A 19,188-nucleotide genomic window follows, 5' to 3' on the forward strand; every position below is an offset into this window, starting at 1 on the left:
CGTCCCGCCCCACCGGGGCGGGCGTGCGGGACAGGGCTTGCAGGACATCGCTCAGCCACCCGGCCGCCGCGTCGTCATAGTCGGGTTCGCAGTCGACCCGGTCGACGAGACGGGTCGCGCCGAGTTCGGCGAGACGCTCGTCGAGCTTGCGTCCGTGACCGCAGAAGTCGTCGTAGTTCGAGTCGCCGAGCGCCAGAACGGCGAAACGGGTGTCGGTGAATCGCGGTGCGCCATCGGAAGTCAACGCCCGCCACAGCCCGGCGCCGTTGTCGGGCGGCTCGCCGTCGCCCGTGGTGCTGGTGACCAGCAACAGCTCCCGCGTCGTCGCCAGCTCCGCCACCGGGAAGTCGTCCATGCCGTGCACCGTGACGGGCAACTCTTTGTCGCCCAGACGCGTCGCGATGCCGGCGGCGAGCTCCTCGGCGTTGCCGGTCTGCGACGCCCACAAAACCACAACGGGCGCGCGCCGGGCGGTTCTGGCTGCCGGCGGCTCGATCGTCGGTTGCCTGGCCGCGGGCTCGGGCGTCGGCGTGGGACGGGGCCCGTCCTGCCGCGAGAACAGGCCCGCGAGGAGGCCGTCGACCCACAGCCGCGTGCCGGAGTCGAAGGGCGCGCTTGGCGGCAGGGTGGGCACGCCGGTCACCCGTCGACCGGCTTCGGACCGAAGCGCGGTCATCATCCCCGCGAGGTAGGAGCGGCCGAGCTCGTCGAATTCGGGCACGGGCTTTGTCGCCACACCGAGCAGGTCGGCGAGGACATCCACCTGTGACGCGCTGATTTCCGATACCTCCGTGGGTGCGGGTTCTGCTTCGGTGTCCACCGCCGACTCGGGATCGGTGCCTGACTTCGGCCCGGCGACGGCGACTTTCGCCAACGTGACGGCGCACGCCTTGAATTCCGGTTGGTTCGAGATCGGATCAACCGCATCGTTGGTGACGGCGTTGATCGCCAGGTATTCGCCGAAAACGTCGTTCCAGTGGAACGGGGCGAAGCAATCGCCCGGCCGCACCCGGTCGCTGATCGCGGCGGGCAGCACGGCACGACCGCGGCGCGAAGCGATTTCGACCGAATCGCCGTCGGCGACGCTCAGCCGTGCGGCGTCGTCGGGGTGAATCTCCACGAACGGCCCGGGATTGAGCTTGTTGAGCTTGGCGACCTTGCCCGTCTTGGTCATCGTGTGCCACTGGTGGGGCAGGCGGCCGGTGTTCAACAGAAACGGATAGTCGTCGTCGGGCATTTCTTCGGGCGGCAGGTGTGGGCGGGCGAAGAACACCGCGCGACCGTTCGCGGTGGGGAAGGCCAATCGCGGCGCGCTGCCGTCCTCGCGAACCAGCCGGTCCTGACTGACACCGTCGTTGAGGTAGCGGATCGGGTTGCGGTTCTGGCTCTCCGGCGCGCACGGCCACTGCAGCGGGCCGCGGCGGAGCCGCTCGTAGCTGACGCCGCGAAGGTCGTAGCCGGTCTTCGGGTTCGAGAATCGTTTGATCTCTTCGAAGACCTCCTCGGCGGAGTCGTAGTCGAAAGCTTCGGAAAATCCCATCGCACAAGCGATCCGGGCAATGACCTGCCAGTCTGGCATGGCGTCGCCCGGCGGGGTCACCGCGGGCTGGAACAGTGTCATGTTGCGCTCGGAGTTGACCATCACGCCCTCGGTCTCCGACCACAGCGCCGCGGGCAGCAGCACGTCGGCGTATTCGTTGGTCTCCGTCTCGAGGAAGGCGTCCTGGGTGATCACCAATTCCGCGCGTTCCAGGCCCGCCAGCACGGTCTTCCGATTGGCCACCGAGGCAACGGGGTTGGTGCAGATGATCCAGCAGGCCTTGATGTCGCCGTCGGCCATCCGGGAGAACATGTCAATCGTTCCGGTGCCGACTTCGGTGCGCAGCGCCCCCCGGGGAATTCCCCACAGGTCTTCAGTGCAGGCGCGGTCGTCCGCGGATGTGACCGAGCGCTGGCCCGGCAATCCCGGTCCCAGGTAACCCATTTCGCGGCCGCCCATCGCGTTGGGCTGACCGGTGAGGGAGAACGGACCGCTGCCGGGCTTGCAGATCGCGCCGGTGGCCAGGTGCAGATTGCAGATGGCGTTGGTGTTCCAGGTGCCGTGTGTGCTCTGGTTGAGGCCCATGGTCCAGCAGCTCATGAAGTTGTCAGCTTCGCCGATCATGCGGGCCGCCGCGCGGATGCCATGTTCGGGGATCCCGGTGATCGCGCTGACGGCGTCCGGGGTGTACTGCTGCAGGAAGCCGGGCATCGCCTCCCACCCCTCGGTGAACTCGGCGATGAATTCGGGGTCGGTGTGCCCGTTTTCGACGATCAGGTGCAGCAGCCCGTTGAGCAGCGCGAGATCGGAACCGGGCGCGATCTGGAGGAACAGGTCGGCCTTGTCCGCGGTCGCGGTGCGGCGCGGGTCGACGACGATCAGTTTCGCCCCGGCCTTGACGCGCTCCATCATCCGCAGGAACAGGATGGGGTGGCAGTCGGCCATGTTGGCGCCGATGACGAAGAAGACGTCCGCGTGTTCGAAGTCCTGGTATGAGCCGGGCGGTCCGTCGGCGCCCAGGGACAGCTTGTAGCCGGAACCGGCGCTGGCCATGCACAGCCGCGAATTCGACTCGATCTGGTTGGTTCCGATGAACCCCTTGGTCAACTTGTTCGCCAGATACTGCGCCTCGATGGACATCTGGCCCGACACATACATGGCGAACGAGTCCGGGCCGTGCGCGTCGACGATCGCCCGTAACCGGCTCGCGCACTGGGCGATCGCCCGATCGATGTCGACGGGTTCGGTGGGCTCGCCACGGTCGGTGCGGACTTGTGCGGATGCCATCCGGCCGGGCGCGGCGAGCAGGTCGGACGTGGTGGCGCCCTTGGTGCACAGCCGGCCGAAGTTGGCCGGATGTTGTTTGTCCCCAACGGACTTCGCGATGTGACGCCGGCCGCTCTCGGGATCGGTTGTGACCTGCAACACCATTCCGCAGCCGACGCCGCAGTATGCGCACGCGGTGTTCACAGCATCGTTGAGTGACGCCATGGACTCCCTGGCCACGCACTTCCTCCTTCGAGCGCAACGGGCTTACGTTGAATGGTCCGACGAGGATGTTTCGGCACCGGGTATCGGGAGTTTCTCCCGTTTTACGGCTTCCTCTCACGGGTCGGAGAGCGCCCGTGAAGTCTCGGAAAAGCCGCGAACCCCCAGGTCAGCGTGGGTCATCGTCGACCCGCCGACTCCGCTCAAGGCTACCGGGGCGGCCCGACGGGTTCCCTATCAGAACGGGGTCTGCAACCAAATAAACGGGACATTCACAGCCTTCGCTAAGCTCACCGAGTGCGTCGGCTGATGGTGATTCTGCTGATCCTGCTGGTCTGCGGCTGCGGCGGGAAGCACGCCGGCCCGCCGGCGGCGGCACCGGACAAGTGCAAGGATTCCGACGGGCCGACACCCGAGACGGTGCAGCGGGCCATCGCCTCGGTCCCGATCACGGTCCCGGGCACGACGTGGGTGGAAATCGCTCGCGGACATGCCAAGAAGTGCCGGCTGTACTGGGTGCAGGTCATCCCGACCATCGCCAGCGAGTCCACCGGCCAGCAGCTGCTGTTCTTCGATCACAACAAACCACTGGGCACGCCCACCCCGAATCCGAAGCCGTACATCACCGTGCTCCCGCCCTCCGATGACGCCGTCGCGGTGCAGTACCGGTGGCTGAAGGGCGGCGAACAACCGTGCTGTCCCACCGGCATCGGCACCGTGAAGTTCGAGATCGGCCCGGACGGCAAACTGAAGACGCTCGGCAAGATCCCGAATCAATGACGTTGGGTCACAAGGTGAGTGAGCAGCCCGTCAGCTCGTGACCGCGTCCGCCAGGTTCTCCGGGTGCAGCATCTCGGCGTAGCGCAGCTGCTCGGGGATGCCGAAACCGTCGACGAGGGTTTCCGCGTGCGGCCGCAGCGCGCGGCATCGGTCGTTGATGCCGCGGGTTACCGCCTTGGCGCGATCGGTGGACAGGTAGCGGTGCTCGATGTACCACGCCTTGTCGTCTTCGATCACCGACAGCGCGTACAGATCGCACAGAATGCCCAGCAGCTCGCGGGTTTCCTCGTGCGGGCAGGCTTCGATGCCGGCGACGAACGCCTCGAGCACCACCCGGTCGATGTGCGCCTGTGCGGCGTGCAGCACGTGGTCCTGCACGGCATTGAACGCGTCGAACTCCGACATCTCCTTCGACTTGGCCTGCAATCGACGGGCCACGGATGCGATCAGATATTCCTCGCGGTCCTCGAACATCTTGATCTGCGTGCCGCGGTTGAACAGGCTGCCCTCTTCCTCGCTGTCCTGGCGGGCGTCGACGATGGTTTGGATGATCGTCTCTGCCGCAGTGCGTTTGACGACGCGTTCGCCGACGGTGTTGGCGGCGAAGCGCACCCATTCGACGGGGCTCATGCTGCGGATGTCGTCGGCGTACGCGGTCAGCAGCTCCTTGGCCACCAGCTGCGTCAGCACGTGGTTGTCGCCCTCGAACGTGGTGAACACGTCGGTGTCGCCGCGCAGCGCGATCAACCGGTTCTCGGCCATGTAGCCCGCGCCACCGCACGCCTCCCGCGCCTCCTGAATCGCCCGGGAGGCGTGCCAGGTGTTGGCCGCCTTGAGCCCGGCTGCGCGCGCCTCCAGTTCGCGTTGCTCGTCGGCGTCGACCGCGTCCGCGGTCTGGATGTCGTGGCACTTGCCGACCAGCTCGTTCTGGGCGAACTGCAGGGCGTACGACTTCGCGATCAACGGGAACAGCCGCCGCTGGTGCACCAGGTAGTCCATGATCAGCACCTCGGAATCGTCGTCCGGCGCGCTGAATTGCTTGCGCTGCAACGCGTATCGCGTGGCGATGTCCAGCGCGACGCGGGCGGCGGCGCCCGCGCTGCCACCCACCGTGATGCGCCCGCGGACCAGGGTGCCCAGCATGGTGAAGAACCGGCGGTTCGTGTTCTCGATCGGCGAGCTGTAGGTGCCGTCGGGCGCCACGTCGCCGTATTTGTTGAGCAGGTTCACCCGGGGGACGCGGACGTGGTCGAACACGATGCGGCCGTTGTCGACCCCGGGCAGGCCGCCCTTGTATTCGCAGTCCGAGGTCGTCACCCCGGGCAGGTCGTTGCCGTCGGCGTCGCGGATCGGCACCAGCAGGCAGTGCACGCCGTGGTTGACCGGCTTGCCGTCCTCGGTGGTGATCAGTTGGGCGAAAACGGCTGCCACGGTAGCGGTTTCGGCCGCCCCGCCGATGTAGTCCTTGCGGGCGGTCGGGGTGGGGGAGTCGATGACGAACTCCTCCGTCTCGGGGTCATAGGTCGCCGTGGTCTCCAGCGACTGGACGTCGCTGCCGTGCCCGGTCTCGGTCATCGCGAAGCAACCCCGCAACTCGAGGCTGATGATCTTCTTCACGTACGCCTCGTGGTGGCGTTCGGTGCCCAGGTTTTCCACCGCGCCGCCGAACAGCCCCCACTGGACGCCGGCCTTCACCATCAGCGACAGGTCGGACATCGCGAGCATTTCGATCATCGTGATCGCCGCGCCGATGTCGCCGGTGCCGCCATGCTCCTTGCGGAAGTTGTCGGCGGCGGCGCCGAACGCGGCCATGATCCGCATCTGCTCGGCCACCTTGGTGCGCGCGATCACCGTGTTCGGCGTGTAGTGCGGCCGGAACAGCTCCTCGCTCATGGTGGACCGCAGCTGATTCCTGGTGTCGCGCCACCGCCCGTCGAGGGCGTTGCGCAGCTGATCGGCAATGGTCGTGCTTTGTGGCGCCATAAACCGACCGTATCCCCCGGTTCGCGCCGCGTAAAACAACAACGCGATATTCACCGAGCGTGCCCTCAACGCGAGGTCCGGGCCGGATTTCGCGGTGGGTGCACGCTCGGCGCTACCTTCTCGGTTATGAGGCGATGGGCGGCGGCGTGCGCGTGTCTCGCCCTGGCCTTGGCGGCGGGGTGTGCGTCCGGGCGTCCGCCCGCGCCGCGCCCCATGCTGACGTATCTCGGTCAGCGGCAGGTCCCCTTCGACGCCAGGTTCGACGGCACCGTCATCGGAGGGTTGTCGGCCCTGAGCTACGACGCGGGCCGTCAGCTGTATTACGTCGTCAGCGACGACCGCTCTCGGAAGAACCCGGCCCGGTTCTACACCGTGCAGCTGTCCGTGTCGGACGGGGGGATCACCAACGTCGCGTTCACCGCGACGCATCCGTTCCTGGACCCCTCCGGCCGGCCGTTTCCCCCGCTCGCCGCGGAGGCCACGCCGCCCGTCGTTCCGCCCGACCCCGAGGGCATCGCGTTCGACCCGGGCCGGCAGCGGCTGTACTGGTCGTCCGAGGGCGAGCGGCGCACCGCGGGGCCGGTGTTGCTCGACCCCTGGGTCCGGGCCGCCGCGCTCGACGGCGCCTACCTCGGCCAGTTCGCCTTGCCCGCCAACCTGGCGATGTCCGCGCAGCGCACGGGTCCCCGCCGGAACAAGACGCTGGAGGGGCTGACGCTGACACCCGACGGCCAATCCCTGTTCGCCGCAATGGAGGACCCCGGTTACAACGACGGCCCGCTGCGCGACGGCGGGCAGCCCGTCCTCACCAGGATCACGAAATTCGACGTCGCCTCGGGCGCACCCACCGCCCAGTACGCCTATCCGATGGAGCCGCCGCCACCGCCCGCCGACGTCAACGGGGTCTCGGACCTGGTCGCGTTGTCGGACACGACGTTTCTGGTGATCGAGCGGTCCGCGGCGCCCGCGCCGACCGTGCGGATCTACCGCGCCGAGATCGGCGCGGCGACCGACGTTTTGGCCTCCCCGTCGTTGCGGAACGGGCCCGTGACCCCGATGAGCAAAACCCTCGCGGTCGATCTGTCCGCCACACCGGGCCTGTCCCCGCTGGACAACGTCGAGGGCATCACGCTGGGACCGAAACTGCCCGACGGCCGCCAATCGGTGGTGCTGGTCAGCGACAACAACTTCTCACCCAGCCAGGTCACCCAATTCCTACTGCTCGCGATGTGACTGCCCGGCGGGCCGCAGCCGGTAGAGGGCGAAGCCCGCGGCCGCGACCCCGAAGAGCATCAGCATCGTCATGTCGAACACCCACCAACCGCTGTAGTGGGTCCACACCTCGGAGTCGGCGGCCAGCGCGTCGACCCTGCGCAGGTTGACCGTGGACGCCGACGCGGCAAAACCCCACTGGGCGGGGACGAACCAGGAGATCTGCTGGAAGCCCCACTGGCTCACCAGCTGAACGAGGCTCCCGTTGAACAGCGCGGACACCAAGACCACCGGGACGAGCAGCGGCAGCACTTCCCGCGGCGACGAGCCGAGCGTCGACAAGGCGAGTCCGATCACCGCGGACACGACGGCCGTCATGGCCACGCTCACATAGAGCTCCACCGTGGCGTTGTGCAGCAATGCGGCGCCGCGCACGGGGCCGCCCTTGTCGGCGACCACGATGGCGAACACGATGGCCGTCGAGACGGCCGCGGCCAGGCCGAACACCAGGATCTTGGCGGCCAGGTAGGCCGCCGTCGACAGTCCGAGCGCCTGCTCGCGGCGGAAGGTGCGACGCTCGCGGACCACCGCGCGGACGGTCAGGGCGGTCCCGATGATCACCGCGGCCACGTTGAGCGCGGCGAGGATCTCGATGCCTTCGTGCGGGTGGGCGCTGCCGGCCGCGGGCCGGCCGAATCCGGAATCCCCGGGGATCAGCAGGGTCAGACCGGCCAGCACGAACGGCAGGATGACCAGGAACGCGGAGTAGAGCCGGTCGGCGAGGATCAGCCGCACGTCGCGGCGGGCCAGCAGCCGGACCTGCCGCGCCTTGGGGGTTTCGGGCGCGGGTGGGGACGGCGCGGCGACCTCCGGTGGCGCCGGGGAGGTTTGTCGGGCGGTGAATGCGCGGTGGGCGCCGTCGGGGTCGGCGCTCACCCGGGCGAGCACCTTCGACCAGTCCGCGGTGCCCATCGCGGACTCGACCTGCAGCGGCGGCCCCAGGAAGGCCGGCGTACCGGCCGAGGTCAGGATCAGGACCTGATCGCACAGGTTGACGTTGGTCAACGACGCCTCCGACGACACGGCCGCCACGACCGCGCAGCCGATGTCGGCCTGGCGCCGCAGCATCGCCATCACGTGGCGTTGTTGCTCGCCGTCCAGACCGGCGGTCGGCTCGTCGACCACGAGCAGTGTCGGCCGGGTGAGGAGTTCGACCGCCAGCGCCGCGCACCGCCGCGCCTCCGGCGACAGCTTGCCGATCCGGGTGCCCCGGTGCTCGGTCAGATCGAGCTCCTCGAGCACTTGGCCCACCACGCGGTCGCGCTGCTCCGGCGAGATGTCTTGCGGCAAGCGCAGTTCGGCCGCGTACCCCAAAGCCTGTCCGACGGTGAGCTGCCGGTGCAGCCGGTCGTCGCGCGCCACGACGCCGACGCGGGTCCGCATGACGTCGAGCTCGGCGTGCACGTCGTGGCCGTCGACCGTGACGCGCCCGGAGCCGAGTCCCCTGGTGCCGGCGAGCAGCCCGAGCAGCGCGGAGCTACGGGCCGGCGACGGCCCCGCGATTGCGGTGAAGACGCCCGGACGGGCGGAGAACGAGATCCCCGAGAGCAGCTCGCGCCCGTCGACGGTCAGACCGACCTGATATGCGGCCACCCCGACGGTCCGCGCGTCGGCTGTGAGCGGCAACCGGTAGGTGGCGCTGGCCTGCGCGGTGCGGAAAGACGGGCGCGCGGCGCGCAGTTTCGAGGTGACCATCCGCTCGATGAGGCCCGGGCCGCCCTTGTCGGGTGCCGGGGCGGGCGGCGGCGCCGCGGGCGGTGGCGGCAACACAGGGGGCGGCGGAGGGTGCGGCGCCGCGGGACGCTCGGCCGGCGGGGGTGGCAGTGGCGGGACCGGCATGCGCTGGGTCTCGCGCTGGGTTGGAGCCCCCAGGTTCGGATCGGCTGGGTGGGCGGCCCGGGTCGCGGCCGGCGGACGCGGCGGGGGATAGGCGGCGGGTCGGGGAGTCGGGCGTCCAGGCGCGGGCGGACCGGCCGGATGGCCGGTTTCGAAGACCAGCCGCGGACCGTGCTGCGGATCACCGATGCCGATCGCCTGGCCGTCGCGGATGTTCACCGTCGCCGCCCGGGCGCCGTCGACGAAGATGCCGTTGTGGCTCAGGTCGATGGCCACCCACTGGGTGCCGGTGAACCGCAGCACCACCTCCGGGCGGGGTGGTGGCGGCGGCGAGGCCGGATTGCCGAGCCGCTCGAGCGCGATGTCGCAACCCGGGCCGTAGCCGACGATCACGTCGCGGCCGGGGGCGAAATCGAACCTCATCGACCCCACCCAAACGGTCAACGGGGAGGCCCTGAACGCGGAAGCCTCGGGCCGCATGGCCGCCACCTTTCGTCACACCGGTCAGCTCGACCTAGTGTCTACCCCCGGGCCGCCGGCTTCCCACCGGGGCCGTGTCCATCACAGCGTGTTGCGCCGGCCCGCCGTCGACGCGTTGTCGAGGAGCCGGCGCAGAACCTCGACCGCGTCCGTCAGCACCTGGCGGTCGCGGGGCTCCAGCAACGCCAGTTGCGGTTCGATCGCGGCGGCGCGGTCGGCGCGCACCGCGTTGAGCGTGCGCTTCCCCTGCGGCGTGATGCGGATCCGCACGGCGCGGGCATCCCCCGGGTCCACGGTGCGGGTGACCAGGCCGGCGTCCTCGAGGCGGCGCACCTGCGTGGTCATGGTCGGTTGCGAGCAGTGATCGACGGCGGCCAGGTCACCGATCCGCGCTTCGCCGTGGGCTTCGATGCTGGCGAGCAGCCGGGCCTGCGCCGCGGGCAAGGGCATCTGGATCCGCTGGGTGGCCAGCCGGTTGAGCCGCGCCACCACGGCGAGCAGGTCGGCGCCCAACTGCTGGGCCTCGACGTTTGCGGTCTCGACAACTCTGTCCATGTACCCATCGTTCCATAGCTTTGCTAACGGAGACGAGTGGCGGCGGGCCGAACGAGTCGAAAGTCGCGAAGTGTGACGACGCGACTTGGCGCTGCGGCCTGGCACAATCAGTGAAGTGAATGCCCGTCGCCCCGTCCTTTCGCGTCGTCGGGGTGGGCCTTTACAGCCGGCCGAATTGGCACAGGCATCGGTCATGGGGGCGCTCTGTGCGGTGATCTCGATCGTCGCCGGGGTGATTCCGTTCGCGCAGGGTTTGGCGCTGTTGGGCACCGTGCCCATGGGGCTGCTGACCTACCGTTACCGGCTCCGGGTGCTGGTCGCCGCGACGTTTGCTGCCGGAACCCTCGCCTTCCTCATCTCCGGACTGGGCAGTTTCTTGACCGTCGTCAACTGCGCCTACATCGGCGGATTGACCGGCGTCGTCAAACGCAGGGGCAGGGGCACACCGACCGTGACTTTTGCGTCGCTGATCGTCGGATTCGCCGTCGCCGTCGCGACGGTCGGCATGCTGGCGGTGCTGAATCGACTGCGGCACCTGATCTTCCAGGTGATGACCGCCAACGTGGACGGTCTCGTGGCGTTCCTGGACCACGTGCACCTGCAGTGGCTCGGCGTCGACGTCAAGCGGGTCTTCGAATTCGGGCTGCATTATTGGCCGTGGCTGATGCTCGGCTATGTCACCTACGGGGTCATGGTCTCGTCGTTGATCGGTTGGTGGGCGCTTTCTCGCCTCCTGGATCGGATGGGCAACGTCCCGGATGTGCACAAGCTCGACGCTCCGGACGAGCCTCCCGACGCCCCGATCGGGCCCGTGCCCGTGCGGCTCGACAAGGTGCGGTTCCGCTACCCGCACGCCCAGCAGGACGCGTTGCGTGAGCTCAGCATGGAACTGCAAGTCGGGGAACACGTGGCCGTCATCGGCGCCAACGGGTCCGGCAAGACCACGTTGACGCTGATCCTGGCGGGCCGGCCGCCGACGTCGGGCACCGTGCAGCGCCCCGGCGCGGTGGGGCTGGGCATGATGGGTGGCACGGCGCTTGTTCTGCAACACCCGAAGAGCCAGGTGTTGGGGACCCGGGTCGCCGACGATGTGGTGTGGGGACTGCCGCCGGGCACCGCGGTCGACGTCGACCATCTGCTGCGCGAAGTCGGGCTCGAGGGTTTCGCGGAGCGGGATACCGGCAGCCTATCCGGCGGGGAATTGCAGCGTCTCGCCCTGGCCGCGGCGCTGGCCCGCGAGCCGGCGCTGCTGATCGCCGACGAATTCACCAGCATGATCGACCAAGAGGGCCGCAACGTCTTGTTGAACGTGCTGTCGGGCCTCCCGCAACGGCATCGGACCGCCCTGGTGCACATCACCCATTTCGACAACGAGGCCGCGTCCGCGAACCGGACGATCAACCTCAGCGATTCCCCGGACAACACCGGCATGGTCGAAACGGCTCCGCCGCCGGTGCCGGCGCCCGCGGTCAAGTGGGGTTCGACCAAGCCGGTGCTCGAAATCATCGGCGTCTCACACGAATACAACAGCGGGACACCGTGGGCGAAGACCGCCCTGCGCGACATCGACATCGTCGTTGAACAGGGCGACGGGATCCTGATCCACGGCGGCAACGGCTCGGGCAAGTCGACGCTGGCGTGGATCATGGCCGGGCTGACCGTTCCCACCAGCGGCGCCTGCCTGATCGACGGTGAGCCCATCCGGGAGCACGTCGGTGCGGTGGCGCTGTCGTTTCAGACGGCGCGGCTGCAATTGATGCGCAGCCATGTCGGACTCGAACTTGCTTCGGTAGCGGGCTTTTCGGACGATGACGAAGACCGCGTGACGGCCGCCCTGGCCGCGGTCGGGCTGGAACCCGCCATGGGCAAGCGGCGCATCGATCAGCTCAGCGGCGGCCAGATGCGACGGGTGGTGCTGGCCGGCCTGCTGGCGTGTTCGCCGCGCGTGCTGATCCTCGACGAGCCGCTGGCGGGGCTGGACGTCGCCAGCCAGCGTGGCCTGCTGCGCCTGCTGGCGGACCTGCGCCGTCACCGAGGCCTGACCGTCGTCGTCATTTCCCACGACTTCGTCGGTTTGGAGGCGGTCTGCACGCGGACCGTGCATCTGCAAAACGGCGCGCTGCAAGCGGTGTCGGCCACCGCCTCCGCCGGGGGTGTGGCGTGACCGGAACTTCCGCCGCCACGCCCCGGAGGAGCCGGCGCTCCTCTCGGCCGGTGGTGCTCTTGGTTCCGGTGCCGGGCGGTTCCCCGATCCACAACCTGTGGGCCGGCACCAAACTCCTGGTGGTATTCGGCGTTTCGGTGTTGCTCACCCTGTACCCGGGTTGGGTGACGATCGGGTCGGTGGCCGCGCTGGTGCTGGCGGCGGTCTGGACCGCCCGCATCCCGCGGGGTGCGCTCCCCTCCATTCCGCGGTGGCTGTGGATTCTGCTCGCGTTGGGTTTCGGGACCGCCGCGCTGGCCGGCGGCAGCCCGATGATGTCGATCGGCGGCATCCACATCTGGCTCGGCGGAGCGCTGAACTTTCTGCGCATCACCACGCTGTCGGTCGTCTTGCTCGGGCTGGGTGCGATGGTGTCCTGGACCACCAACGTCGCCGAAATCGCCCCGGCGCTGGCGATTTTGGGCCGGCCCTTCAAATTGGTGCGGATTCCGGTCGACGAGTGGGCGGTGGCGTTGGCGCTGGCGCTGCGCGCGTTCCCCTTGTTGATCGAGGAGTTCCAGGTCCTCTACGCCGCCCGCCGACTGCGGCCCAACCATATGCCGACGGGCCGCAGGGCCCGGGTCCGGCAGACGGCGGGCAACTCGATCGACCTGGTTGCGGCCGCCATCGTGGTCACCCTGCGCCGCGCCGACGAGATGGGCGACGCGATCACCGCGCGCGGCGGCATCGGCCAGCTCTCCGCCGATCCGGCGCGGCCGAAACTCGGGGACTGGGTGACGCTCGCGATCACCGTCGCGGTCAGCGCAGCCGCGGTGGCCATCGAAACGATATTCCACCTGACGGCCTAGTCTCGCGTAGCGTGAGCGGGTGGCCGACATCCACCGGACTCGCACGATCGCGGCTCGCATCGGCGACATCTGGGAAACACTCGCCGACTTCGGGTCGATCAGTTCGTGGGCCGGCAACGTCGACCATTCCTGCATCCTGTTACCCGGGCCCGGCGGTGGTGTGCCCGGCACCGTCCGGCGCGTGCAGGTCAAGCGCGACGCCCTCCTCGAGCGTGTCACCGAATTCGACCCGCCGCGCGCACTCGGCTACGACATCGAAGGCCTGCCCAGCCGCCTGCGCAGGGTGGCCAACCGCTGGACGCTGGCGACCGCCGGCGAGGCGGGCCTTACGACGCGGGTGACGCTGACCAGCACCGTCGAAATCGGGCCCCGCCCAGTGCAAAAGCTGGCCGAAGAGGTGCTGTGCCGGTTCCTCGCGCGGCAGTCCGATGCGATGCTCGCGGGCCTGGCGAATCGACTGGAGCACGCGTATGTCTGATCGTCCCGACGTCGTCGTGATCATGACGGACGAGGAACGCGCGGCGCCGCCGTACGAGGCTCCCGACGTGCTGGCGTGGCGCGCCCGGACGCTGACCGGTCGCCGGTGGTTCGAGGAGCACGGGGTCAGCTTCGCCCGGCACTACACCGGCTCGCTGGCCTGCGTCCCAAGCCGCCCAACGCTTTTCACGGGGCACTACCCCGACGTGCACGGGGTCACCCAGACCGACGGCATCGGCAAGACCGCCGACGACTCGCGCATGCGCTGGCTGCGCCAGGGCGAGGTGCCCACGTTGGGCAATTGGTTCCGCGCCGCCGGCTATGACACCCACTACGACGGCAAGTGGCACATCTCGCACGCCGACATCACCGACCCGGCGACCGGCCGACCGCTGGCCACCAACGACAAGAACGGGGCCGTCGACGCGGCGGCGGTGCGGCGCTACCTGGAGGCGGACCCGTTGGGGCCGTTCGGTTTCTCCGGCTGGGTGGGCCCGGAGCCGCACGGGGCGGCGCTGGCCGACGCCGGCGTCCGCCGCGACCCGCTGATCGCCGACCGGGTGGTCGCGTGGCTGGCCGACCGCTACGCGCGCCGCCGCGACGGCGATCCCGCGGCGTTGCGTCCCTTCCTCCTCGTCGCCAGCTTCGTCAACCCCCACGACATCGTGCTGTTCCCGGCCTGGGTGCGGCGGAGCCCGGTCGAGCCGTCGCCGCTCGACCCGCCCGCGGTACCCGCCCCGCCCACCGCCGACGAAGACCTGTCCACGAAACCGGCGGCGCAGATCGCCTTTCGCGAGGCCTACTACTCCGGCTACGGTCCCGCACCGGCGGTCGACCGAACCTACGGGCGCAACGCGCAGCGCTACCGCGACCTGTACTACCGGCTGCACGCCGAGGTGGACGGGCCGATCGACCGTGTCAGGCGCGCCGTCACCGAAGGCGGCTCGGCCAACGCGGTATTGGTGCGCACCTCCGACCACGGCGACCTGCTGGGCGCGCACGGCGGCCTGCACCAGAAGTGGTTCAACCTCTACGACGAGGCCACCCGCGTCCCCTTCGTCATCGCGCGCTCCGGCGACCGGGTGACGCGCCCACGGCGGGTCACGGCGCCCACCTCGCACGTCGACCTGGTCCCGACGCTGCTGGCGGCGGCCGGCGTCGACGTCGCGGCGGTGGCCGACACGCTGGCCCGGTCGTTCTCGGAAGTGCACCGGCTGCCCGGCCGCGACCTCATGGCCGTCGTGGACGGCGCCCCGGCCGACGAGGCCCGCGCCGTCTACCTGATGACCCGCGACAACATGCTCGAAGGGGACAGCGGCGCATCGGGATTGGCGCGCCGACTGAAGCGGACGGTCGACCCGCCGGCCCCACTGCGGATTCGGGTCCCCGCCCACACCGCCTCCAACTTCGAGGGGCTGGTCGTCAGCGTCGACGACGCGACGGCCGGCGGCGGTGCCGGCCACCTCTGGAAGCTGGTCCGCACCTTCGACGACCCGAGCACCTGGACGGAACCGGGAGTGCGGCACCTGGCGGCCAACGGGCTCGGGGGAGAGGCGTACCGGACTTCGCCGCTCGACGACCAGTGGGAGCTCTACGACCTCACCGTCGATCCGATCGAGGCGATCAACCGCTGGGCCGACCCCGAGCTGCACGCCCTGCGCCAGCACCTGCGGACGCGGCTCAAGCATGCGCGCGCCGACGCCGTACCCGAGCGAAACCGGCCGTGGCCCTACGCCTCTCGTCGCCCCCCGACGCCGCGGCCGTCGCGGCTGAGGCGCTTCGTTCGAAGGCTCTGACGCCGCGCCGCTAGGTCCGTATCCGGTCGATCAGGTTCGACAGCACCACGATGCTTTCGCTGCGCTCGATGTCCGCGCTCGACCGGATCCGCTCGAGGGCGGCCTCCAGGTGCCGCATGTCGCGCGCAAGCACGTGCAGGATCGCATCCGACGTGCCGGTCACCGTCGCGGCGCTGACCACCTCCGGCATGTCCACCCACGCCGCCCGCAACCGGTCGGGGGCGATCGTGCCGTGGCAGAACACTTGCACGTAGGCCTCCGTGTTCCAGCCCAGGGCGCTGCGGTCGACGACGGTGGTGAAGCCTTTGATGACGCCACTGTCGAGCATCCGGTCGACGCGGCGTTTGACCGCCGGCGCAGACAGATTGACCTTCTCACCGATGTCGGCGAAGGTGGCCCGCGCGTTCTCGGTCAGTTCGGCGAGGATGCGGCCGTCGGTCTCATCCAGGCGCTCCATCGGCCTCCCCTCGGTTCCACGCAACAAATCGGTGCTGACGTCACTTTAACGCAATAAATGTCGTGTAGACACGCAAGAACCAGCGTTTGCTTGTGCCGAGGCACGCAAATACCGTTGATTCATGACGGAACAACACGTCGCCGCGCCGGGCCCCGCCCGAGTGTCCGGCGTCCGCACGCCCCGCGCCCGCCGGTACGGGATGACCCCGCCGGCGTTCTTTGCGGTCGAGTACGCGATCAACCCGTGGATGGACACCGCCACGCCCGTCGACGTCGCCCTCGCGCACGCGCAATGGGAGGCACTGCGCGCCACCTACCTGCGGCTGGGTCACCGGGTGGAGGTCATCGAGCCCGTGCGCGGGCTGCCGGACATGGTGTACGCCGCCAACGGCGGACTCGTCGCGCGTGGCGTCGCGATCGTCGCGAAATTCCGCTTCGCCCAACGGGCCGGCGAATCGCGCGCGTACGCCGACTGGATGTCGTCGCTCGGCTACCGGCCGCTGTCCACGCGCTACGTCAACGAGGGACAGGGTGACGTGCTGTTGGTCGGGGAAACGGTGTTGGCGGGCTACGGCTTTCGCACCGACCGGCGTGCGCACGCCGAAATCTCCGCGGCCCTGCGGCTGCCGGTCGTCTCGCTCGAGTTGGTGGATCCGCGGTTCTACCACCTCGACACCGCGCTCGCGGTTCTCGACGACCGCACCGTCGCCTTCTACCCGCCGGCGTTCAGCGCCGCCGCCCAGGCCCAGCTGCGGGCGCTGTTTCCCGACGCGATCGTCGTGGGAAGCGCCGACGCATTCGTCCTCGGCCTCAACGTCGTCTCCGACGGTCTGCACGTCGTGCTTCCGGCGGCCGCAACGGGTTTCGCCGCGCAACTGCGCGCCGCCGGGTTCCGGCCCGTCGGCGTCGACCTGTCCGAATTGCTCAAGGGCGGTGGTTCGGTCAAGTGCTGCACATTGGAGGTGTTTCCATGACGATCCTCGACGCCCGTCCGGTTACCCGAACCGAGGCCGCGATCGACCTCGTCGAACGCCATGCCGCGCACAACTATTCGCCGCTGCCCGTGGTGGCGGCCAGCGCCGAGGGTGCCTGGATCACCGACGTGGAGGGCCGGCGCTACCTGGATTGCCTGGCCGCGTACTCGGCGGTCAACTTCGGCCATCGCCACCCGGAGATCACCGCCGCGGCGCACGCCCAACTGGACACCGTCACGTTGGTGAGCCGCGCGTTCCACTCCGACACGCTCGGTCCGTTCTGCGCCACCCTCGCGCGGCTGTGCGGAAAACAACTTGTGCTGCCGATGAACTCGGGCGCCGAAGCGGTGGAGAGCGGTCTCAAAGTCGCCCGCAAGTGGGGCGCCGACGTCAAGGGGGTTCCCGACGGCCGGGCAAACATCATCGTGGCGGACAACAACTTCCACGGCCGCACGATCAGCATCGTGAGCTTCTCCTGCGATCCGGCGGCGCGGTCCGGATTCGGGCCGTTCACCCCGGGATTCCGCTCCGTGCCCTTCGGCGACGCCGCCGCGCTGGCCGCCGCGATCGACGAGAACACGGTGGCGGTGCTGCTCGAACCCATCCAGGGTGAGGCGGGCATCGTCGTCCCGCCCGACGACTACCTGCCGACCGTCCGCGCGTTGTGCACCGAGCGCAACGTGCTGATGATCGCCGACGAGATCCAGTCCGGCCTGGCCCGCACGGGCTACACCTTCGCCTGCGACCACTGGGGCGTGGTGCCGGACGTCTACCTGCTCGGCAAGGCGCTGGGCGGCGGTGTGGTCCCGCTGTCGGCGGTCGTCGCCGACCGCGCGGTCCTGGGCGTGCTGCATCCCGGCGAACACGGCTCCACGTTCGGCGGCAACCCGTTGGCCGCGGCCATCGGCACCACCGTGGTTTCCATGCTGGGCCGCGGGGAGTTCCAGGCCCGTTCGGCGCGATTGGGCGCGCACCTGCACGCGCGGCTGCGTGAGCTGGTGGGCGACGGCGTGCTGGCGGTGCGCGGGCTGGGGCTGTGGGCCGGCGTCGACGTCGACCCGGCGCTCGGAACGGGCAAGCAGATGAGCCTCCGGCTGGCCGGTCGGGGAGTGTTGGTGAAGGACACCCACGGCTCGACGCTGCGGTTCGCGCCGCCGCTGGTGGTCACGGAGCAGGAGATCGACTGGGCGGTCGGGCAGTTCGCTATGGCGTTGCGGGAGGCTGGCCCATAATCAGCTGATCGAGCAAGGAGGGGCATGCCACCCACGTCGATCAGCCTCAAGCAGCAGATGCTGCGGCGCCGGCCGGTCGCCGGCACGCCCGTCGCATACGGCGCCGCGGACCATCTCAAGCGCAGCATCGGCACGTTTCAGCTGACCATGTTCGGGGTCGGCTCGACGGTCGGGACGGGCATCTTCTTCGTCATGTCGCAGGCCGTACCGGAGGCCGGCCCCGGGGTGATCGTGTCGTTCCTCATCGCCGGGCTCGCGGCCGGGCTCGCGGCGATCTGCTACGCGGAATTGGCCTCCGCCGTCCCGGTTTCGGGGTCGTCGTACTCCTACGCGTACACCACGTTGGGCGAGGTCGTCGCCATGGGGGTGGCCGCCTGTCTGCTGCTGGAATACGGGGTGTCGACCGCCGCCGTCGCGGTCAGCTGGAGCGGCTACCTCAACAAGTTGCTCAGCAACGTCCTCGGCATCCAATTTCCGCACGCGGTGTCCGCCGCGCCCTGGGATTCGCAACCCGGCTTGGTGAACCTGCCGGCGATCATCCTGCTCGCGATGTGCGCGCTGCTGCTCATCCGCGGCGCCAGCGAATCGGCCAGGGTCAACACCATCATGGTGCTCGTCAAGCTGGGCGTCCTGGTCATCTTCGCGGTCGTCGCGTTCACCGCCTTCGACGCGGATCATCTCCGCGACTTCGCGCCGTTCGGCGTCGCGGGCATCGGCTCGGCGGCCGGCACGATCTTCTTCTCCTACATCGGCCTGGACGCCGTGTCGACGGCGGGTGACGAGGTGAAGAACCCGCAGCAGACCATGCCGCGCGCGCTGATTGCGGCGCTGCTGACGGTGACCGGCGTCTACGTGTTCGTCGCCGTGGCCGCGCTGGGCACCCAGCCGTGGCAGGATTTCGCCGCGCAGCAGGAGGCGGGGCTGGCGACCATCCTCGACAACGTCACCCGCGGGGACTGGGCCAGCACGATCCTGGCCGCGGGCGCCGTCATCTCGATCTTCTCCGTCACGCTGGTCAGCATGTACGGGCAGACGCGGATTCTCTTCGCGATGGGCCGCGACGGGCTGCTGCCGGCGCGGTTCGCGCGGGTAAACACCCGCACCATGACACCGGTGGGCAACACTGTGATCGTGGCCGTCGCGGCTTCGGCGCTGGCCGCCTTCATCCCGCTGGAGAAGCTGGCGGACATGGTGTCCATCGGCACGCTCACCGCGTTCGTCGTCGTGTCCGTCGGGGTGATCATCCTGCGGGTGCGCGAGCCCGACCTGCCGCGGGGTTTCAAGGTCCCCGGTTACCCCGTCACGCC

At 69.4% G+C, this 19,188-nt stretch carries 14 protein-coding genes and 2 pseudogenes; 9 read left to right on the forward strand and 7 right to left on the reverse strand.

Going from position 1 to position 19,188, the window contains the following annotated elements; translation table 11 throughout:
- The 3 genes and pseudogenes from HMPREF0591_RS34100 to HMPREF0591_RS34580 form a co-directional block, all read right to left on the reverse strand.
- The coding region (locus HMPREF0591_RS34100) for a bifunctional nitrate reductase/sulfite reductase flavoprotein subunit alpha (protein WP_341860219.1) at positions 1-1,621 on the reverse strand (1,621 nt) is incomplete at its 3' end.
- Positions 1,607-2,827 (reverse strand): annotated as a pseudogene (locus HMPREF0591_RS34105) (molybdopterin-dependent oxidoreductase); the annotation flags it as partial. The pseudogene HMPREF0591_RS34105 and the gene HMPREF0591_RS34100, both read right to left, overlap by 15 nt.
- An 81-nt stretch (positions 2,828-2,908) precedes the next feature.
- Positions 2,909-3,031, reverse strand: a pseudogene (locus HMPREF0591_RS34580) (hypothetical protein); the annotation flags it as partial.
- Positions 3,032-3,340: 309 nt separating this feature from the next.
- Between HMPREF0591_RS34580 and HMPREF0591_RS22995 the strand changes: the two are divergent.
- The gene (locus HMPREF0591_RS22995; RefSeq protein WP_083802055.1) at positions 3,341-3,808 is read left to right on the forward strand and encodes an LppP/LprE family lipoprotein; all 468 of its coding nucleotides are present in this window, start codon (positions 3,341-3,343) and stop codon (positions 3,806-3,808) included.
- Positions 3,809-3,838: 30 nt separating this feature from the next.
- Here HMPREF0591_RS22995 and HMPREF0591_RS23000 read toward each other — a convergent pair whose 3' ends face one another.
- The gene (locus HMPREF0591_RS23000; protein ID WP_007171081.1) at positions 3,839-5,791 is read right to left on the reverse strand and encodes an acyl-CoA dehydrogenase family protein; all 1,953 of its coding nucleotides are present in this window, start codon (positions 5,789-5,791) and stop codon (positions 3,839-3,841) included.
- Positions 5,792-5,917: 126 nt separating this feature from the next.
- Between HMPREF0591_RS23000 and HMPREF0591_RS23005 the strand changes: the two genes are divergently transcribed.
- Positions 5,918-7,024, forward strand: coding sequence for an esterase-like activity of phytase family protein (locus HMPREF0591_RS23005; RefSeq protein WP_050790113.1), 1,107 nt, complete (start codon positions 5,918-5,920; stop codon positions 7,022-7,024).
- On the opposite strand, the gene HMPREF0591_RS23010 is transcribed toward HMPREF0591_RS23005, so the two are convergent.
- Positions 7,007-9,379: an ATP-binding cassette domain-containing protein gene (locus HMPREF0591_RS23010; protein ID WP_007171083.1), complete on the reverse strand. Its 2,373-nt coding sequence runs from the start codon at positions 9,377-9,379 to the stop codon at positions 7,007-7,009. The genes HMPREF0591_RS23005 and HMPREF0591_RS23010 overlap by 18 nt on opposite strands.
- Positions 9,380-9,460: 81 nt before the next feature.
- Positions 9,461-9,934 (reverse strand): MarR family winged helix-turn-helix transcriptional regulator, encoded by a 474-nt coding sequence (locus HMPREF0591_RS23015; protein WP_007171084.1) that lies wholly within the window; start codon positions 9,932-9,934, stop codon positions 9,461-9,463.
- 115 nt (positions 9,935-10,049) lie between these two features.
- Between HMPREF0591_RS23015 and HMPREF0591_RS23020 the strand changes: the two genes are divergently transcribed.
- From HMPREF0591_RS23020 to HMPREF0591_RS23035, 4 genes are read left to right on the forward strand one after another with little or no spacing between them, the layout of a single operon-like run.
- Positions 10,050-12,098, forward strand: coding sequence for an ATP-binding cassette domain-containing protein (locus tag HMPREF0591_RS23020; RefSeq protein WP_425270240.1), 2,049 nt, complete (start codon positions 10,050-10,052; stop codon positions 12,096-12,098).
- On the forward strand, positions 12,095-12,946 hold the full coding sequence (locus tag HMPREF0591_RS23025; protein ID WP_040623658.1) for a CbiQ family ECF transporter T component: 852 nt from the start codon (positions 12,095-12,097) through the stop codon (positions 12,944-12,946). The genes HMPREF0591_RS23020 and HMPREF0591_RS23025 overlap by 4 nt, the downstream gene beginning before the upstream one ends.
- A 19-nt stretch (positions 12,947-12,965) precedes the next feature.
- Complete coding sequence (locus tag HMPREF0591_RS23030) at positions 12,966-13,424, forward strand: SRPBCC family protein (protein WP_007171087.1); 459 nt, start codon at positions 12,966-12,968, stop codon at positions 13,422-13,424.
- Complete coding sequence (locus HMPREF0591_RS23035) at positions 13,417-15,219, forward strand: sulfatase-like hydrolase/transferase (protein ID WP_007171088.1); 1,803 nt, start codon at positions 13,417-13,419, stop codon at positions 15,217-15,219. The genes HMPREF0591_RS23030 and HMPREF0591_RS23035 overlap by 8 nt, the downstream gene beginning before the upstream one ends.
- A 10-nt stretch (positions 15,220-15,229) precedes the next feature.
- On the opposite strand, the gene HMPREF0591_RS23040 is transcribed toward HMPREF0591_RS23035, so the two are convergent.
- Entirely contained in the window at positions 15,230-15,676 is a 447-nt protein-coding gene (locus tag HMPREF0591_RS23040) for an Rv2324 family transcriptional regulator (protein ID WP_007171089.1), read from the reverse strand.
- Positions 15,677-15,797: 121 nt separating this feature from the next.
- Here HMPREF0591_RS23040 and ddaH point away from each other — a divergent pair, with 121 nt between their 5' ends.
- The 3 genes from ddaH to HMPREF0591_RS23055 form a co-directional block, all read left to right on the forward strand.
- Positions 15,798-16,649 carry a dimethylargininase gene (gene ddaH / locus HMPREF0591_RS23045; protein WP_007171090.1) on the forward strand — a complete coding sequence of 284 codons (852 nt, stop codon included), beginning with the start codon at positions 15,798-15,800 and terminating at the stop codon, positions 16,647-16,649.
- On the forward strand, positions 16,646-17,881 hold the full coding sequence (rocD, locus tag HMPREF0591_RS23050) for an ornithine--oxo-acid transaminase (protein WP_007171091.1): 1,236 nt from the start codon (positions 16,646-16,648) through the stop codon (positions 17,879-17,881). Before ddaH ends, rocD begins: the two co-directional genes overlap by 4 nt.
- Before the next feature lie 24 nt (positions 17,882-17,905).
- On the forward strand, positions 17,906-19,188 hold a 1,283-nt coding region (locus tag HMPREF0591_RS23055; RefSeq protein ID WP_007171092.1), incomplete at its 3' end, for an amino acid permease.

Source organism: Mycobacterium parascrofulaceum ATCC BAA-614, from assembly GCF_000164135.1.
Classification (GTDB): domain Bacteria; phylum Actinomycetota; class Actinomycetes; order Mycobacteriales; family Mycobacteriaceae; genus Mycobacterium; species Mycobacterium parascrofulaceum.

What these genes read in the sequence shown, in the direction of transcription:
- HMPREF0591_RS23000 (WP_007171081.1), bottom strand. Translation starts at nt 5,791, where the DNA reads ATGGCGCCACAAAGCACGACCATTGCCGATCAGCTGCGCAACGCCCTC.
- HMPREF0591_RS23015 (WP_007171084.1), bottom strand. Translation starts at nt 9,934, where the DNA reads ATGGACAGAGTTGTCGAGACCGCAAACGTCGAGGCCCAGCAGTTGGGC.
- HMPREF0591_RS23010 (WP_007171083.1), bottom strand. Translation starts at nt 9,379, where the DNA reads ATGCGGCCCGAGGCTTCCGCGTTCAGGGCCTCCCCGTTGACCGTTTGG.
- HMPREF0591_RS23005 (WP_050790113.1), top strand. Translation starts at nt 5,918, where the DNA reads ATGAGGCGATGGGCGGCGGCGTGCGCGTGTCTCGCCCTGGCCTTGGCG.
- HMPREF0591_RS23035 (WP_007171088.1), top strand. Translation starts at nt 13,417, where the DNA reads ATGTCTGATCGTCCCGACGTCGTCGTGATCATGACGGACGAGGAACGC.
- HMPREF0591_RS23040 (WP_007171089.1), bottom strand. Translation starts at nt 15,676, where the DNA reads ATGGAGCGCCTGGATGAGACCGACGGCCGCATCCTCGCCGAACTGACC.
- rocD (WP_007171091.1), top strand. Translation starts at nt 16,646, where the DNA reads ATGACGATCCTCGACGCCCGTCCGGTTACCCGAACCGAGGCCGCGATC.
- ddaH (WP_007171090.1), top strand. Translation starts at nt 15,798, where the DNA reads ATGACGGAACAACACGTCGCCGCGCCGGGCCCCGCCCGAGTGTCCGGC.